Below are 14,467 nucleotides of genomic sequence, written 5' to 3'. Positions count from 1 at the left end.
GTTATTCCCTATCTAACACCAGCCCCATCAAGAGGACTGTCTCATACCGACCATCCCAAAGTTGGATAGCCTCTTCCTGCCGACCTTCATAGGAAAAGCCCATTTTTTCATACAAGGCCCTGGCAGCTTGATTTCTTTCTTGAACATTTAAGGATAAACGCCGAAGAGTTGGGGTCTCAGCCAACCAGTCAAAGAGCAGCTCAAACAGCATGGTCCCGATTCCGTGACCCCAGTAAGCCTGAGCAACCGCCACGAACACTTCTCCCACATGAGCTAAGCGGGGATTGCTGTCTGTCGACAAGTTCAGCAGACCAACCAGCTGATTGTCCAGGCGAGCCACCAAAAACAGCCGCTCTGGATGCTGCAGACTCGAATCTACATAATCCTCCAGCTGCTCTAGCGACAAGTCCAAACCACTAGGTTCCAAACTGGTCAAGTCACTTTCACATGCCACCTGCTGAAAAAACTCCAGCAGCTGACCAGCATCCGTCACCTGGGCTTCCTCAATCACCAATTCTTGCTGCGGCATCTTTCCAAGCCTCCATCAATTTCTGGCTGCGGGACCCAAGAGCTGCCAGCTCCAGGCGACGACCTTGATCCTCATGATACAGGGTCAAATGTAAGTAATCATTGGGAAGGGCATCGCCCATTAACTCACCCCACTCAATTACCGTGACCCCATCGCCGAAGAGGAAGGCATCCAGATCAATCGAATCCGGATCTCCCTCAATCCGATAAACATCTAAATGGTAGAGCGGCAGGCGCCCCTCGTATTCACGCACAATCGTGTAGGTGGGACTTTTGATCATCTGGTTAATCCCCAAACCCCGCGCAATCCCCTTAGTCAGGGTCGTTTTTCCAGCACCAAGGTCACCGGACAAAACCAGCACATCTCCGACCTCCAGGAGGCCTCCTAATTTCTCACCCCAGGCTATCAGGGTTGCTTCATTTTGACTTTTCATTCCTTCATTATACCAAATTCACTTCCTACTTCCTACCTTTACCCAATCATCGGCTAATAAAAAGAGGCACATGCCTTGAAGGGCGGTAAAACCAAGAATAAAAATGATGTGTTGCCAGCTAAAGACGTCCAAGAAAGTCTGGACTACCAAGTTGGGACGTGTAAAGACATCCCAGGAATTGAGGCGAATGTAGCGCCCCACGGTGATGGCCAAACTTGAGAGGCCAGACAGAACCACCGTTGCCAGAATCTCCTGCCAAAGTTTCCAAGAAAAATGCGAGCGTATCAAGCGCCAACTCTCCACGCCACACAAAACACCAAAGAAAATAGCAAAGACAAAGCCAAAAAAGAGCTTCTGATTAGCCCGGTTATAAAGCACATCTACGACCCAATGCATGTGGATCAAGTCCGTCACCATATAGAAGGTGTTGGGGAAAAACAGCAACCACAAAAACCAGGCTCCCCAACGGAAAATCCGATTCTGACTGACCTTGGACAAGAGTGCAAAATCCAGAGCTGTTAAGGCTAAAAACATATTCCAGGTTAGATTGGGACCATTCTGAGTCGCCCCAATCAAAGCCAAGACTGTAAAAATCGCAATAAAAGCTGATTGATAGACAAGCAAAATTCGTTTGTACATAATCCCTCCCTTTTAGTTGCTAACAGTTTACCATGAAAACATTAAAATTTGCTATACTAGGTAAAAGTAAAAAACTGGAGTAGCTATGGAAACAACTAAAATTATTGCCCTCGATCTCGATGGAACCCTCTTAAATGATCAGCAGCAAATCTCTCCTAACAGCAAGGAGGTACTCAAACAAGTCCAGGACCAGGGCCACAAAATTATCATCACCACCGGCCGTCCCTATCGCTCTGCCATCCCCTACTACCAATACTTAGAACTCGACACCCCCTTGATTTCCTTCAATGGCGCCCTAACCTCCCTGCCAGGTCAAGACTGGGAACACGAACGGGAATACACCATCAACAAGGACTACCTGGTCGACCTCGTTCACAGACAAGACGAGGTTCAAGCCGACTTCATTGTCAGTGAATACCGTAAAAAATTCTTTATTCACCAACAAGAGCCCCAGAATCTAGATCCCCAGCTTTTGGGAATTGAGAAGATTACTAAACAGCACCTGCTGATTCCCCAGAAAATCACCAAAAATCCAAATGCCATCCTCTTTCAAACCCGCTTCCAAGATATCGACCATCTAGCTCAAGATTTAACCCACTACTACCAAGGGGAAATGACTGTCAGCACCTGGGGTGGTCCCTACAATATTTTAGAATGCACTCCCAAAGGTATCCACAAGGCCAATGCCCTCAAGCACCTCTTGGCCATCTACCAAAAACAAGCCTCTGATCTCATCGCCTTCGGCGACCAACTGAATGACAAGGAAATGTTGGCCTTAGCCGGATCCGGCTATGCCATGCAAAATGCCAACCCCAAACTCCTCGACTATGCCGACCAACAAATCCAATGGACCAACCAAGAAGATGGTGTCGCCCAAAAACTTGGAGAACTCTTCCTATAAATAAGTCCTATTTTTGTTCAACCAGTCAGAAGCAGATCGACCTCCTGCTTCTGACTGGTTTCTTTTTTGGCAAAAACCATGTAAACGCTTGCACCTATAAAACCATTGTGATATACTGAACATATAAAACAGGGGAAGCCCTGAGACTAAGGAGGCTCTATATGAAAGCTGTTGTTGTTAATGCAGAAGGTACCGGCGTTGAAGTTGTCGAAAAAGAATTTCGTCCGATTGAAGCAGGGGAGGCCCTGGTCGAAATCGAATATTGTGGGGTCTGCCATACTGACCTCCACGTCGCTCATGGCGATTTCGGAAAAGTTCCTGGCCGTGTCTTAGGCCATGAAGGAATTGGTCTTGTCAAAGAAGTAGCTCCAGATGTTCGCAACCTCAAGGTCGGCGACCGTGTGAGCGTGGCCTGGTTCTTCCAAGGTTGTGGAAGCTGTGAATACTGTACCACCGGCCGCGAAACCCTTTGTCGCGACGTCAAAAATGCAGGCTACTCCGTAGACGGGGGCATGGCCAAACAATGTATTGTCACAGCTGACTATGCTGTAAAAGTGCCTGATAATTTGGACCCAGCCCAAGCTTCGTCCATCACCTGTGCGGGGGTTACTACCTACAAAGCCATTAAAGAAGCCAATGTGCAGCCAGGCCAGTGGGTTGTTATTTATGGTGCTGGGGGTCTGGGAAACCTCGCCATTCAATATGCGAAAAAAGTTTTCAATGCCCATGTCATTGCCGTCGATATTAATCAAGATAAACTAGATTTGGCTTTGGAATCTGGGGCAGACATCAGCCTCAATGGTCGCGAAATCGAGGATATTCCAGGAAAAATCATGGAAATCACCGGCCTTGGAGCCCACGCTGCTGTTGTCACAGCTGTTTCTAAAGTGGCCTTTAACCAAGCCGTCGATTCCCTTCGCGCTGCTGGGGTTTTGGTCGCTGTTGGGCTACCATCTGAATACATGGATCTCAGCATCGTCAAACTTGTTTTGGATGGCATTAAAGTTGTCGGCTCCCTGGTCGGAACCCGTAAAGATTTAGAAGAAGCCTTCCAATTTGGAGCTGAGGGCTTGGTAGTACCAGTTGTTCAACTACGCCCAGTTGACGAGGCTACAGCTGTCTTTGACGAAATGGAAGCCGGTACCATCCAAGGCCGTATGGTGCTAGACTTCAAAAACGCTTAATCAATTTACGATAGGTAGGGGATCAGCCTCTACCTTTTTGTTGTGGTTTTTTCACTTGTCTAGGATTTTTTGAAATTACTTGACATTTTCTTGAAATCGCTTTACAATGAGATAGCTTAAACATTTCTTAAGGATTTAAGTTTCAAATATTTTTTAGGAGGAGACCAATAATGAGTATTGGAATCATTATTGCTAGCCACGGTGAATTCGCTGCCGGCATCCACCAATCTGGATCTATGATCTTTGGAGATCAAGAAAAAGTCCAGGTTGTAACCTTTATGCCAAGCGAAGGACCAGACGACTTGTATGCCAAGTTTAATGACGCTGTGGCTGCGTTTGACGCAGAGGACGAGGTCCTTGTTCTAGCTGACCTTTGGAGTGGATCTCCCTTCAACCAAGCTAGCCGCGTTATGGGCGAAAACCCTGAGCGCAAGTTTGCCATCATCACTGGTTTGAACTTGCCAATGCTAATTCAAGCCTATACAGAACGAATGATGGATCCAGCTGCAGGTGTTGAATCTGTCGCTGCTAACATCATCAAGGAAGCCAAAGATGGTATTAAGGCACTTCCAGAAGAGCTAAACCCTGCTGACGAAGCTGCTCCAGCAGCAGCTGGACCTGTTGCCCAAGCTGCAATCCCAGAAGGAACAGTGATTGGCGATGGCAAATTGAAGATCAACTTGGCGCGGATCGATACCCGTCTACTTCACGGACAGGTTGCAACTGGTTGGACACCGGACTCAAAAGCAGACCGGATTATCGTTGCATCCGATTCTGTTTCGCAAGATGAATTGCGTAAAGAGTTGATTAAACAAGCAGCTCCTGGTAACGTCAAAGCCAATGTTGTCCCAATTCAAAAATTGATCGACGTTTCCAAAGACCCTCGTTTCGGAAACACTCACGCGCTTATTTTGTTTGAAACACCACAAGATGCGCTTCGTGCCATTGAGGGCGGTGTTCCGATCAAGACCTTGAATGTTGGTTCTATGGCTCATTCAACTGGTAAAACAATGGTTAACAACGTTCTATCCATGGACAAGGAAGACGTTGCAACCTTTGAAAAACTACGGGAACTTGGCGTTGAATTTGACGTCCGCAAGGTTCCAAATGACTCGAAAAAAGATTTGTTTGACCTCATTTCTAAGGCCAACGTTCAATAATAATAGAAAGGACATAAACCATGTCATTGATTTCTGCAATTTTGGTTATCCTTGTTGCCTTCCTAGCTGGACTTGAAGGTATCTTGGACCAATTCCAATTCCATCAACCACTTGTTGCTTGTACCCTTATCGGTCTTGTAACAGGTAACCTTACAGCAGGTATTATGCTGGGTGGTTCTCTCCAAATGATCGCCCTTGGTTGGGCTAACATCGGTGCCGCTGTCGCACCTGATGCAGCCCTTGCTTCTGTCGCTGCTGCGATTATCCTCGTTTTGGGTGGCGATACTTCCACACGTGGAATTGCCGTTGCTCAAGCCGTTGCGATTCCACTAGCCGTAGCTGGTCTCTTCCTTACCATGTTGGTGCGTACCGTTTCTGTCGGTTTGGTCCACGGAGCTGACGCAGCTGCCAAAGAAGGTGACATCGCCAAGATGGAACGTTACCACTACATCGCTCTCCTTCTTCAAGGACTTCGGATTGCGGTGCCTGCTGCCCTTCTTCTAGCAATTCCAACTCAGGCCGTGCAAGCTGCACTTGAAGCTATGCCAGCTTGGTTGTCTAATGGTATGGCCATCGGTGGTGGTATGGTTGTAGCCGTTGGTTACGCCATGGTTATCAATATGATGGCAACTCGTGAAGTATGGCCATTCTTCGCCATCGGTTTTGCACTTGCAGCCGTTTCTGACCTCACCTTGATTGCCCTTGGTGCGATCGGTGTTGCTCTTGCCTTCATCTACTTGAACTTGTCTAAAAAAGGTGGTTCAGGTGGTGGCAGCGCTGCTACTTCAACAGACCCTATCGGGGATATCCTAGAAGACTATTAAGAAAGGGGACTTACAAGCATGTCTGAAAAGCTTCAATTAACTAAAAATGATCGTCAGAAAGTCTGGTTGCGTTCCACTTTCTTGCAAGGTTCTTGGAACTACGAGCGGATGCAAAACTTGGGTTGGGCTTACTCTATGGTTCCAGCCATCAAACGCCTTTACACTTCTAAAGAAGACCGTGCGGCTGCCCTTGAGCGTCACATGGAGTTCTTCAACACACACCCATACGTTGCTTCACCAATCCTTGGGGTAACCCTAGCCTTGGAAGAAGAGCGGGCGCGTGGAGCTGAAATCGATGATACCGCAATCCAAGGGGTTAAAATCGGGATGATGGGACCTTTGGCCGGGATTGGAGATCCAGTCTTCTGGTTTACTGTTCGTCCTATTCTTGGTGCCTTGGGTGCTTCTCTAGCCCTCTCTGGAAACATCATGGGCCCAATCATCTTCTTCGTATTCTGGAACCTTATCCGGATGGCTTTCCAATGGTATACACAAGAATTGGGTTACCGTGCAGGATCTGAAATCACCAAAAACATGTCTGGTGGTATCCTTCAAGACATCACCAAAGGAGCTTCAATCCTTGGTATGTTTATCCTTGCCGTCTTGGTTCAACGTTGGGTATCGATCAAATTTGCCTTCAACGTCTCTGAAGTTCAACTAGATGAAAAAGCCTATATCCACTGGGATCAACTTCCTGAAGGTTGGGAAGGTGTCCGTGAAGCCTTCGCTCAAGTTGGCTCAGGCCTTTCTCAAACACCAACTAAGGTTACCAGCTTCCAGGACAACTTGGACAGCTTGATTCCTGGTTTGATGGGGCTTCTCCTTACCTTCCTCTGCATGTGGTTGCTTAAGAAGAAAGTTTCCCCAATCACCATCATTTTGGCACTCTTTGTTGTCGGAATCCTAGCTCACGTAGCTGGTATCATGTAATTCTTAAGGTGGGCTTAGCCCACCTTATTTTTCTACTAAGTTTAAAGGAGCAAGCATGGTTCAATCCCTCAACACAAGCATTGAATGTCAAACAAAGGGCCAATTCTACCTCGGCATTGGCGGGCAGGTTGGGACTTTTTTGGTCGGCGATAAGGCCCTCGAATTCTACAATGACCGCAATGTGCAAGATTTTATCCAAATTCCTTGGGAAAATATCCACAGTATTGGAGCTAATGTTAGTCGGAACAAGGTTAGTCGGCATTTTGAAGTCAGCACCGATTTAGGAAATTTCCAATTTGCTTCCCCCGACTCCGGCAGGATTCTCAAAATCGCTCGTCAACACATCGGGGATGAGAAAGTCGTGCGACTCCCAACCTTGGTCCAGTTGACCTGGAAAAAAATTCGGCAAGCCCTTGCCAAAAAAGACTAGTTTGGTTATAATGAAACAAACGGACAAGTACTCTTACTTCTTCTTTTAGAGAGTCTGCGGTCGCTGCAAGCAGATAGAAGTGGAAGACGAAATTCTACCGTTGGACTTTTTTAATAAGTAATCAAGGCACACGATGTGAAGTTGGATGGAACCGCGTTTTGACGCTCCAACATAAACATGCGTGTGTTTTTTCATACAGGAGGTTTTCTATGCTAGATCTAAAACAACTTCGGACTAATTTTGCAGCAGCCCAAGCCAAATTGGCAACACGAGGTGTAGATGCTGCTGTTCTGGACAATATGAAAGAACTGGATGAGCAACGCCGCGAACTACTGGTTCAAGTCGAAGAAGAAAAGGCTAAGCGCAATACCGTTTCTGCGGAGATTGCCCAAGCCAAACGCAACAAGGAAGATGCTGCTGACAAGATTGCTGCCATGCAGGCTTTAGCTGCTGAAATCAAGGAATTGGATAGCCGCTTAAACAGCATTGACCAAGAACTCCAAGAAATTCTGGTAACCCTACCAAATCTTCCCCACGATTCTGTACCGGTCGGCGAAGATGAAGAGGACAATGTGGAAATTCGCCGCTGGGGTCAAGCACCAGAATTCGACTTTGAACCTAAAGCTCACTGGGACCTGGGAGAAGATCTAGGCATTTTGGACTGGGAACGTGGCGGTAAGGTGACTGGTGCTCGTTTCCTTTTCTACAAAGGACTCGGTGCTCGCCTAGAACGCGCGCTCTACAACTTTATGTTGGATGAGCATTTGGCAGAAGGCTACACAGAGGTGATTCCGCCTTATATGGTCAACCACGATTCCATGTTTGGAACCGGCCAATATCCAAAATTCAAGGAAGATACCTTTGAATTGGCGGACAGCAATTATGTCTTGATCCCAACTGCCGAAGTGCCCCTCACAAACTACTACCGTGGTGAAATCCTTGAAGCCAAGGAGCTACCGATTTACTTCACGGCTATGAGCCCATCCTTCCGTTCTGAAGCCGGATCCGCCGGTCGTGATACCCGCGGCTTGATTCGCCTCCACCAATTCCATAAGGTGGAGATGGTCAAATTTGCCAAACCAGAAGATTCTTATGAAGAATTGGAAAAAATGACCCTCAATGCGGAATCCATTCTCCAAAAACTCGGCTTAGCCTATCGCGTCTTGGCCCTCTCAACTGGCGATATGGGCTTCTCTGCAGCTAAAACCTATGACCTCGAAGTTTGGATTCCAGCGCAAAATGCCTACCGTGAAATCTCCAGCTGTTCCAATACAGAAGACTTCCAGGCTCGCCGGGCGCAAATCCGTTACCGTGATGACGCAGATGGGAAGGTTAAACACGTCCACACCCTCAATGGATCAGGACTTGCTGTTAGCCGGACTGTTGCTGCTATCTTGGAAAACTACCAAAATGCTGACGGCTCCGTCACCATCCCTGAAGTTCTCCGACCTTACATGGGTGGGATCGAAAAAATCCAAGCACCATAACTACTAAAGCTGGGGCCGCCCCAGCTTTTTTAAACCTAATTAAAATCGAAATTAGAATACTCGAATAATTTCAAAGAATTGACTAGGAAAGCCGACGAAGGTAGAACTTAGGTTCATCAAGGAGGTTTGACAACGTCAAAATTTGAAATTCAATGAGTATTAAACCCCAACCAAGAGATTCTAGCGCTATCTTTGGTATAATAAAAACAATTGAACAAATAGAAGGATAGATTATGAAACTCATTTCTTGGAATATTGATTCGTTAAATGCGGCCCTGACCAGTGATTCGGCGCGGGCTCAATTGTCACAGGCTGTTTTGCAAACCTTGGTGGCTGAGGATGCTGATGTAATTGCCATTCAGGAAACCAAATTGTCAGCTAAAGGCCCTACCAAAAAACACCTCGAAATTCTCGCGGATCTGTTCCCAGACTACGAAAACACCTGGCGCTCCTCTGTCGAACCAGCCCGCAAGGGATATGCTGGCACCATGTTCCTCTATAAAAAAGAGCTGGAGCCTGTCATCTCCTACCCGGAAATTGGAGCTCCTTCAACTATGGACCTCGAAGGTCGCATCATTACCTTAGAATTCCCTGAATTCTACGTCACTCAGGTTTATACCCCCAATGCTGGAGATGGCCTCAAACGCCTGGCAGAACGTCAAGTTTGGGATGCTTGCTATGCCGACTACCTGGCCAGCCTTGATCAGAACAAACCCGTTCTAGCAACGGGTGACTACAATGTAGCCCACAATGAAATCGACCTAGCCAATCCTGCTTCCAACCGACGCTCCCCAGGCTTTACCGATGAGGAACGCCAAGGCTTCAGCAATCTCTTGGCCAAAGGCTTTACAGACACCTTCCGCCATCTTCATGGCATGGTTCCCGACCACTACACCTGGTGGGCACAACGCAGCCGTACTAGCAAGATTAACAATACTGGCTGGAGAATCGACTACTGGTTGGTCAGCGACCGTCTAGCCGATAAGGTCCAAGAATCCAGCATGATTGATTCCGGCGCCCGCCAAGATCACACGCCAATCCTCTTGCAGATTGATCTCTAAAAACGACGATAAAACCCACGAGCCTTCAAACTCGTGGGTTTTATCATCTCTGAAAATTTTCCTCCTAGCCAAAACTGGCGGAGGGCTAGGCTGATTTCCCTTGCCTTCTACTTTCGTCTCATCCTTACAAGGCTTAGGCTAGGTGTTGCATCCTTGAGCGCAAATGACTCCAATTGGTTGACTTGGGATCGCAGGATATTAGCCTCTTGACTGCTAATATGGCCGTCAGTCTCATAGTCAAAAATCGCTTTACGTTCCAGGTAGTAGGCCTTGAGCATTTCTTTGGAGCGGTAGGCCTGCTCTCTCAACAAGACACGATTGACAAAGCCACCATCTCCAATAATCGCTGTTTCCCGGATCCGCCAATCTTGGACAAACTGGATTAGGGAATCCGTGTAGACCCCTTGCAAGTCTGCCAAGGCATCCACAATGACCTCTGTATTTTCCAGATAAAGCATGGCCAAATCATCCTCATCATCTTGGGTCAAACGGGGATTTTGGTTGTGCATCCACTGGCGGCTGCTAGCCCCGAGGGTCAAGATTTCATGCAGAAGGAGGCGGAGCACCCGCCAAACAACCAGGAGCACGTAGGTTAATTTGGACACTACCGATCGATTGATCCGTCTTTCCATGGCACGGAGATAGCGTTGGTAGGCAAAGTAGGCCCGCTCGGAAATCCGGCCATCTTCATAAGCCTGTTCCAAACCATCATTTTCGACACTTAAAATCAAAAGCATCAAGTCCGTCCATTCTTCCTGAATGGTCTTGCCTTCTTGGGCGATGGTCAAATTCACCAGGCGATCATTGTAGTTGTCCAACACCAAATAGAGTGAGGTTTTGGACTGGGATTGATAGAGCTCGCTTTCCAACTGCTTCATCACATCCGTCAGAATAGCAATCTCCATCAGGTGATCCGCCTCTTCCCGATTGGGTTCGGCCAGATTAGGCAAGACCAAGAGTCCGGTCAAGAAGCTGAGAATCGTCACCCCGGCCACCAAAAAGAGCAATACGGGATACTCTTCCTTGAGCTCTTGCGGCAAGAGCAGGATGGTCGCAATCGAGACCGTCCCTTTTACCCCTGCAAAGGTCAAGATTAACAGATCCTGCTCCTCTTTTTCTTTTTTGAAAAAAGCTTGAAGGGTATAAAAAATCCGCAACATGACATAGCGAATTCCAAAAAGGAGGGCGGTTAAAGCCAGGCAGAGGCCAAGGAGTAAGACTGTGTCGTAAACTGGACTAGTGAGGATTGGATCAATCAGGAAGACCATTTCAATCCCAAAAAGGAGAAAGACCGAGCCATTGAGCATAAAGGTCAGGGCCTTCCACACAATCTCGGTGGTTTCAAAAACTTCCGCCTCCAGGGGATTGATCCGCCGGAACCGACTGGCCTTGAGAATTCCTGCAACCACAACGGCGATAATTCCAGATACATGGAATTCTTCAGCCAGGAAAAAGGTCAAGAGGGGCAGACCCAACTCCAGCAGCAACTCACCGGCCACATCCACCGCTTGGAACCGCATCAAAATATTGTGGACCCAGCGGTTTAAGAGGGCCGTCACAATCCCGACCAGGGCACCTCCCAACATCTGCAAGAGGAGGTTCCCACCAGCATGGGCCAGGGAGAAAGCACCTGACGACCAAGCCAGAATCGCGACCTGAAAGGTCACCAGTCCACTGGCATCATTGAGTAACCCCTCTCCCTGCAAAATGTTGGCCGACTTACGGCTAAAGCGAAAACGCTGGGCTAGGGAAGAAAAGGCAATCAAATCCGTTGGCCCCAAGGCCGCCCCCACAGCAATACAGGCTGCCAAGGGCAAGAGCGGCATCTGCTGAGATACTAAGCCTCCCAGGGCAAAGGTCGTCGCAAAGATGCCTGGAAAAATTAAATACAGAATAATTTTCCAATGCTGGAGGATACTAGAAATATCCGCCTCCTCGGCTTCTCGAAAGACCAAGGGCCCGATAATCAAGGCTAGAAACAACTCGGTATCAAATTCAAATTGCCGATCAATCAAAAAATAACCAAGCATAATCCCAAATAGGATCTGCAAAAAGGGGATGGGTAAACGTGGAAAAACTTTATTGATCGCATTGGATAGAATGAGTAAGGTCAAAAAGACCAGAAGAATCACTAAGGGGCCCATCTACTTACCCCTCTCCCCGGCAAATTCTCTGGTAGCGACTCTTCTCCTGATCAATCAAAGCCTTGGTTTTCTGCTCATCCTGGTGTTGAATTTGCTTGGAACAACGAGCCATCTCCAAATTTAACAAACGTTGCTGCTTGCGACGAATCTTCCGAAAACGGCTGCTATCCGCCTCGGCTGGAGCTTCCTCCAAACGGGTCACCGTCCGCCGTTCCCGCAAGCGTTGCAAGCGTTCTTCAAATCTAGCTTTATCCATGATTCTCTTCTTTCTTTTCAATCATAATTAAAAATGGGGGCCTATTGCGTTGGTTCAAGGGCTTGTATTCCATAACCGTATAATTCTCCTGAGGCAGGGTTTGGACAAAGTCTAACAGCGCATCCTTTTCCTCAGGACCACCGGCATGGCCCCAATAGACCATAATTGCGATCCGTCCTCCCGGAACCAAAGCACGGCAAGCACTGGACACAGCCACGAGGGTCGTCTCCGGCAAGGTCACCACGCTCTTATCTGCCGCCGGTAAATAACCCAAATTAAAAATGGCAGCACGAATGCTGGTCACATACTGTTCCAACTGCTCATGACCGACCAGATGCAAACTCACATTGCTCAAACCGGCTGCCTCTAAGCGGGCCCGGGTCTTTTCCAAGGCCACCTGCTGAATATCAAAGGCGTGAACATAGCCACTGTGCTGGGCTAAAAACAGCGTATCATGACCATTTCCCATGGTCGCATCGACCGCAATCGCATCTGGATCCAGCACCTGGACCAGAAATTCATGGGCCAGCTCCAAAGGTTTTTGAAGCATTTTTTCTTCCCTCTTTCATTTTAATGATGTTCCCATTATACCATTTTTACCCAAAAAGAAAGCAAGCTAGCCCAAGGCTACCTTGCTTGTTTGCCTGTAAAACGCCAACGAAAACGGAGGCCCTGATAGGCGGGATATTCAATAAACAGGAGGCCCAGGCTAAGGAGCAGACTGCCAAGCACATCACTAGGATAGTGAACCCCCAAATAGACACGCGACAGCGGCAAGAGTAAAATCAGACTGACCAAAACCACTTGAAGCAGGCGTCTGAGGCCGGTCGAGCTAATTCCCTGGGTAACCAGGATCAGCAAAGAACCAAGGACCAAACCGGCTGCTAGCGCATGACCACTTGGAAAGGAGAAACCATGCTCAACCACTAGATGCTCCAGGCTGGGGCGGGGTCGTTGGTAAATGTTCTTAAGCAGAACTACCAGTAGACCTGTCAGCACCAAATTCCCAGCCAGAAAGAGAGCCTCACTGTAGTAACGTTTCCAGACCAAAAAGAGCGTCATTACGGTGACCCAGGTGAGAATCACCGGCATATTGCCGATCTTGGTCAGGGTGACAAAGAAGCTCGTTAGGCCTGCTGGCAAATTGCCCCGTACAGTCGTCTGTACCATTCCATCAAAGGCCTCTAGATACTGGGGATAAAACCGAACGGTATAGCCTAAAATAACAAAGAGCAAGAGACAGAAACTGCCCTTGCTCCAATAGAGTTGCTTATTCTGCATAAGCTTTCACCAGAGGTTTCATCAAAGCCCAGACCAGACCAAAACTGATCGTGTAGACAACACCGGAAATCAAGTTAAAAGGAAGGATCATCGCTTGAAGGTAGGTTCCAATCCCAATAATCTTCCCAATGTCAAAGCCGGCAAACTGGGCGTAGAGGGGAATCGCATAAAAATAGTTCATGGCTACCATGGCGAATGTTAATCCCAAGGTTGCCAAACCGCCGGCTAGGAAATATTGAGCATAGGAATCTTTCTTCCGCCAGACCAAGGCCAAAACAAGAATAAAGACAAATACAGCCAGCATATTCATCGGCAAACCAATTACCGTTGAGACCCCTTGATTGTTCAAGACCAACTTCAAGAGGGAACGAAGTAAGAGCACCAAGCTGGCTTGTTTCAAACCAAACAGTTCCAAAGCTACCAAAATTGGCAAAATGCTGAGGTCTAACTGTAAGAAATCAGCGCCCGGAATAATTGGTATTGCGAAAAACATGAGAATAAATGAGAGGGCAGAAAGGACTGCCACAATAGTCAACTGTCTCACTCGAGTCATAATAGTACTCCTTACTTTATCTTATCCTGTACATAATGATGTACTTCTTCCAAGCCGACAAACTGCTGTTGGCGAAGAGCTTCATAAACCACCATACAAACCGCATTCGAAAGGTTTAAACTCCGAACATGGTCGTCATTCATAGGGATGCGAATAGCTTGACTCCGTTGATCCTGCAGAAAGGCTTCCGGAAGGCCAGTATCCTCACGCCCAAAGATGAAATAGACGTCTTCAGCTAGCTGATAATCCATCTGGGCATAGGTTTGTTCTGCAAACTTGGTAACAGGGTAAAGATTCTTTCCACCATGTTGGGCCAAGAAGTCCTCTAGGGAATCGTAGTGATGAATATCCAATTGATCCCAGTAATCCAAACCAGCCCGTTTCATTTTTTTATCATCCAAAGGAAAGCCCAAGGGATGAATCAAATGGAGGGGGCTATTGGTTGCCGCACAGGTCCTAGCAATATTTCCCGTGTTCTGGGGTATCTGGGGTTGGTATAATACAATGTTATTCACAGAAATTCCCTTTCCAGCTAAAAAAATAGCCACATCACCCGGAGTCAAGCTCGGCGGACAATGTGGTGCCAAACTTGATTAACTTAGGTCACAACAGGTTTGAGCTAAATCAATCAAATTACTTTTTTAGTATATACTAG

The 14,467-nt window shown here is 47.5% G+C and carries 17 protein-coding genes; 8 read left to right on the top strand and 9 right to left on the bottom strand.

Annotation, left to right across the window (positions count from 1 at the left end; translation table 11 throughout):
* Window position 1: 1 nt before the first annotated feature.
* The 3 genes from HZY94_RS06320 to HZY94_RS06310 are packed head-to-tail and all read right to left on the bottom strand — an operon-like array spanning window position 2 to window position 1,601.
* Window positions 2-529 (bottom strand): GNAT family N-acetyltransferase, encoded by a 528-nt coding sequence (locus HZY94_RS06320; protein WP_179925481.1) that lies wholly within the window; start codon window positions 527-529, stop codon window positions 2-4.
* The gene (gene tsaE, locus HZY94_RS06315; protein WP_179925480.1) at window positions 504-962 is read right to left on the bottom strand and encodes a tRNA (adenosine(37)-N6)-threonylcarbamoyltransferase complex ATPase subunit type 1 TsaE; all 459 of its coding nucleotides are present in this window, start codon (window positions 960-962) and stop codon (window positions 504-506) included. The genes HZY94_RS06320 and tsaE overlap by 26 nt, the downstream gene beginning before the upstream one ends.
* An 18-nt stretch (window positions 963-980) precedes the next feature.
* Window positions 981-1,601, bottom strand: a complete 621-nt coding sequence (locus tag HZY94_RS06310) for a DUF1361 domain-containing protein (protein ID WP_179925479.1) — start codon at window positions 1,599-1,601, stop codon at window positions 981-983.
* Window positions 1,602-1,686: 85 nt separating this feature from the next.
* Between HZY94_RS06310 and HZY94_RS06305 the strand changes: the two genes are divergently transcribed.
* The 8 genes from HZY94_RS06305 to HZY94_RS06270 all read left to right on the top strand — a co-directional run bounded on the left by HZY94_RS06305 (window position 1,687) and on the right by HZY94_RS06270 (window position 9,578).
* Window positions 1,687-2,502 carry a Cof-type HAD-IIB family hydrolase gene (locus HZY94_RS06305; RefSeq protein ID WP_179925478.1) on the top strand — a complete coding sequence of 272 codons (816 nt, stop codon included), beginning with the start codon at window positions 1,687-1,689 and terminating at the stop codon, window positions 2,500-2,502.
* Window positions 2,503-2,663: 161 nt separating this feature from the next.
* Entirely contained in the window at window positions 2,664-3,686 is a 1,023-nt protein-coding gene (adhP, locus tag HZY94_RS06300; RefSeq protein WP_179925477.1) for an alcohol dehydrogenase AdhP, read from the top strand.
* A gap of 170 nt (window positions 3,687-3,856) precedes the next feature.
* Window positions 3,857-4,846: a PTS sugar transporter subunit IIB gene (locus tag HZY94_RS06295; RefSeq protein WP_179925476.1), complete on the top strand. Its 990-nt coding sequence runs from the start codon at window positions 3,857-3,859 to the stop codon at window positions 4,844-4,846.
* Between the two features lie 20 nt (window positions 4,847-4,866).
* Entirely contained in the window at window positions 4,867-5,670 is an 804-nt protein-coding gene (locus HZY94_RS06290; RefSeq protein WP_160333073.1) for a PTS mannose/fructose/sorbose transporter subunit IIC, read from the top strand.
* An 18-nt stretch (window positions 5,671-5,688) separates the two neighbouring features.
* Complete coding sequence (locus tag HZY94_RS06285) at window positions 5,689-6,600, top strand: PTS system mannose/fructose/sorbose family transporter subunit IID (RefSeq protein ID WP_179925475.1); 912 nt, start codon at window positions 5,689-5,691, stop codon at window positions 6,598-6,600.
* A gap of 55 nt (window positions 6,601-6,655) precedes the next feature.
* Entirely contained in the window at window positions 6,656-7,030 is a 375-nt protein-coding gene (locus HZY94_RS06280; protein WP_179925474.1) for a DUF956 family protein, read from the top strand.
* A 209-nt stretch (window positions 7,031-7,239) separates the two neighbouring features.
* A complete protein-coding gene (gene serS, locus HZY94_RS06275; protein WP_179925473.1) occupies window positions 7,240-8,517 on the top strand; it encodes a serine--tRNA ligase in 1,278 nt (425 codons plus the stop codon).
* 233 nt (window positions 8,518-8,750) lie between these two features.
* Window positions 8,751-9,578, top strand: a complete 828-nt coding sequence (locus HZY94_RS06270; protein ID WP_179925472.1) for an exodeoxyribonuclease III — start codon at window positions 8,751-8,753, stop codon at window positions 9,576-9,578.
* 107 nt (window positions 9,579-9,685) lie between these two features.
* On the opposite strand, the gene HZY94_RS06265 is transcribed toward HZY94_RS06270, so the two are convergent.
* The 6 genes from HZY94_RS06265 to trmL form a co-directional block, all read right to left on the bottom strand.
* Window positions 9,686-11,722 carry a cation:proton antiporter gene (locus HZY94_RS06265; protein WP_179925471.1) on the bottom strand — a complete coding sequence of 679 codons (2,037 nt, stop codon included), beginning with the start codon at window positions 11,720-11,722 and terminating at the stop codon, window positions 9,686-9,688.
* A gap of 4 nt (window positions 11,723-11,726) precedes the next feature.
* Window positions 11,727-11,978: a hypothetical protein gene (locus tag HZY94_RS06260; protein WP_179925470.1), complete on the bottom strand. Its 252-nt coding sequence runs from the start codon at window positions 11,976-11,978 to the stop codon at window positions 11,727-11,729.
* Complete coding sequence (locus HZY94_RS06255) at window positions 11,971-12,528, bottom strand: tRNA (mnm(5)s(2)U34)-methyltransferase (protein WP_179925469.1); 558 nt, start codon at window positions 12,526-12,528, stop codon at window positions 11,971-11,973. Before HZY94_RS06255 ends, HZY94_RS06260 begins: the two co-directional genes overlap by 8 nt.
* 77 nt (window positions 12,529-12,605) lie before the next feature.
* Window positions 12,606-13,259: a phosphatase PAP2 family protein gene (locus tag HZY94_RS06250; RefSeq protein WP_179925468.1), complete on the bottom strand. Its 654-nt coding sequence runs from the start codon at window positions 13,257-13,259 to the stop codon at window positions 12,606-12,608.
* Window positions 13,249-13,812: an ECF transporter S component gene (locus HZY94_RS06245; RefSeq protein ID WP_179925467.1), complete on the bottom strand. Its 564-nt coding sequence runs from the start codon at window positions 13,810-13,812 to the stop codon at window positions 13,249-13,251. The genes HZY94_RS06250 and HZY94_RS06245 overlap by 11 nt, the downstream gene beginning before the upstream one ends.
* An 11-nt stretch (window positions 13,813-13,823) precedes the next feature.
* A complete protein-coding gene (trmL, locus tag HZY94_RS06240) occupies window positions 13,824-14,333 on the bottom strand; it encodes a tRNA (uridine(34)/cytosine(34)/5-carboxymethylaminomethyluridine(34)-2'-O)-methyltransferase TrmL (RefSeq protein WP_179925506.1) in 510 nt (169 codons plus the stop codon).
* Window positions 14,334-14,467 lie beyond the last annotated feature (134 nt).

Source organism: Streptococcus danieliae (assembly GCF_013415245.1).
Lineage (GTDB): Bacteria > Bacillota > Bacilli > Lactobacillales > Streptococcaceae > Streptococcus > Streptococcus danieliae_A.
Note: the sequence above shows the minus strand (reverse complement) of the source record. Positions and strands in the feature narration are given on the sequence as shown.

Bases quoted from the DNA above. Each gene is read 5' to 3' on its own strand.
- HZY94_RS06320 (WP_179925481.1), bottom strand. From the start codon at position 529: ATGCCGCAGCAAGAATTGGTGATTGAGGAAGCCCAGGTGACGGATGCT.
- HZY94_RS06285 (WP_179925475.1), top strand. From the start codon at position 5,689: ATGTCTGAAAAGCTTCAATTAACTAAAAATGATCGTCAGAAAGTCTGG.
- HZY94_RS06310 (WP_179925479.1), bottom strand. From the start codon at position 1,601: ATGTACAAACGAATTTTGCTTGTCTATCAATCAGCTTTTATTGCGATT.
- HZY94_RS06270 (WP_179925472.1), top strand. From the start codon at position 8,751: ATGAAACTCATTTCTTGGAATATTGATTCGTTAAATGCGGCCCTGACC.
- HZY94_RS06260 (WP_179925470.1), bottom strand. From the start codon at position 11,978: ATGGATAAAGCTAGATTTGAAGAACGCTTGCAACGCTTGCGGGAACGG.
- HZY94_RS06280 (WP_179925474.1), top strand. From the start codon at position 6,656: ATGGTTCAATCCCTCAACACAAGCATTGAATGTCAAACAAAGGGCCAA.
- tsaE (WP_179925480.1), bottom strand. From the start codon at position 962: ATGAAAAGTCAAAATGAAGCAACCCTGATAGCCTGGGGTGAGAAATTA.
- HZY94_RS06295 (WP_179925476.1), top strand. From the start codon at position 3,857: ATGAGTATTGGAATCATTATTGCTAGCCACGGTGAATTCGCTGCCGGC.
- HZY94_RS06245 (WP_179925467.1), bottom strand. From the start codon at position 13,812: ATGACTCGAGTGAGACAGTTGACTATTGTGGCAGTCCTTTCTGCCCTC.
- adhP (WP_179925477.1), top strand. From the start codon at position 2,664: ATGAAAGCTGTTGTTGTTAATGCAGAAGGTACCGGCGTTGAAGTTGTC.
- HZY94_RS06255 (WP_179925469.1), bottom strand. From the start codon at position 12,528: ATGCTTCAAAAACCTTTGGAGCTGGCCCATGAATTTCTGGTCCAGGTG.
- HZY94_RS06250 (WP_179925468.1), bottom strand. From the start codon at position 13,259: ATGCAGAATAAGCAACTCTATTGGAGCAAGGGCAGTTTCTGTCTCTTG.
- HZY94_RS06305 (WP_179925478.1), top strand. From the start codon at position 1,687: ATGGAAACAACTAAAATTATTGCCCTCGATCTCGATGGAACCCTCTTA.
- HZY94_RS06290 (WP_160333073.1), top strand. From the start codon at position 4,867: ATGTCATTGATTTCTGCAATTTTGGTTATCCTTGTTGCCTTCCTAGCT.
- serS (WP_179925473.1), top strand. From the start codon at position 7,240: ATGCTAGATCTAAAACAACTTCGGACTAATTTTGCAGCAGCCCAAGCC.
- HZY94_RS06265 (WP_179925471.1), bottom strand. From the start codon at position 11,722: ATGGGCCCCTTAGTGATTCTTCTGGTCTTTTTGACCTTACTCATTCTA.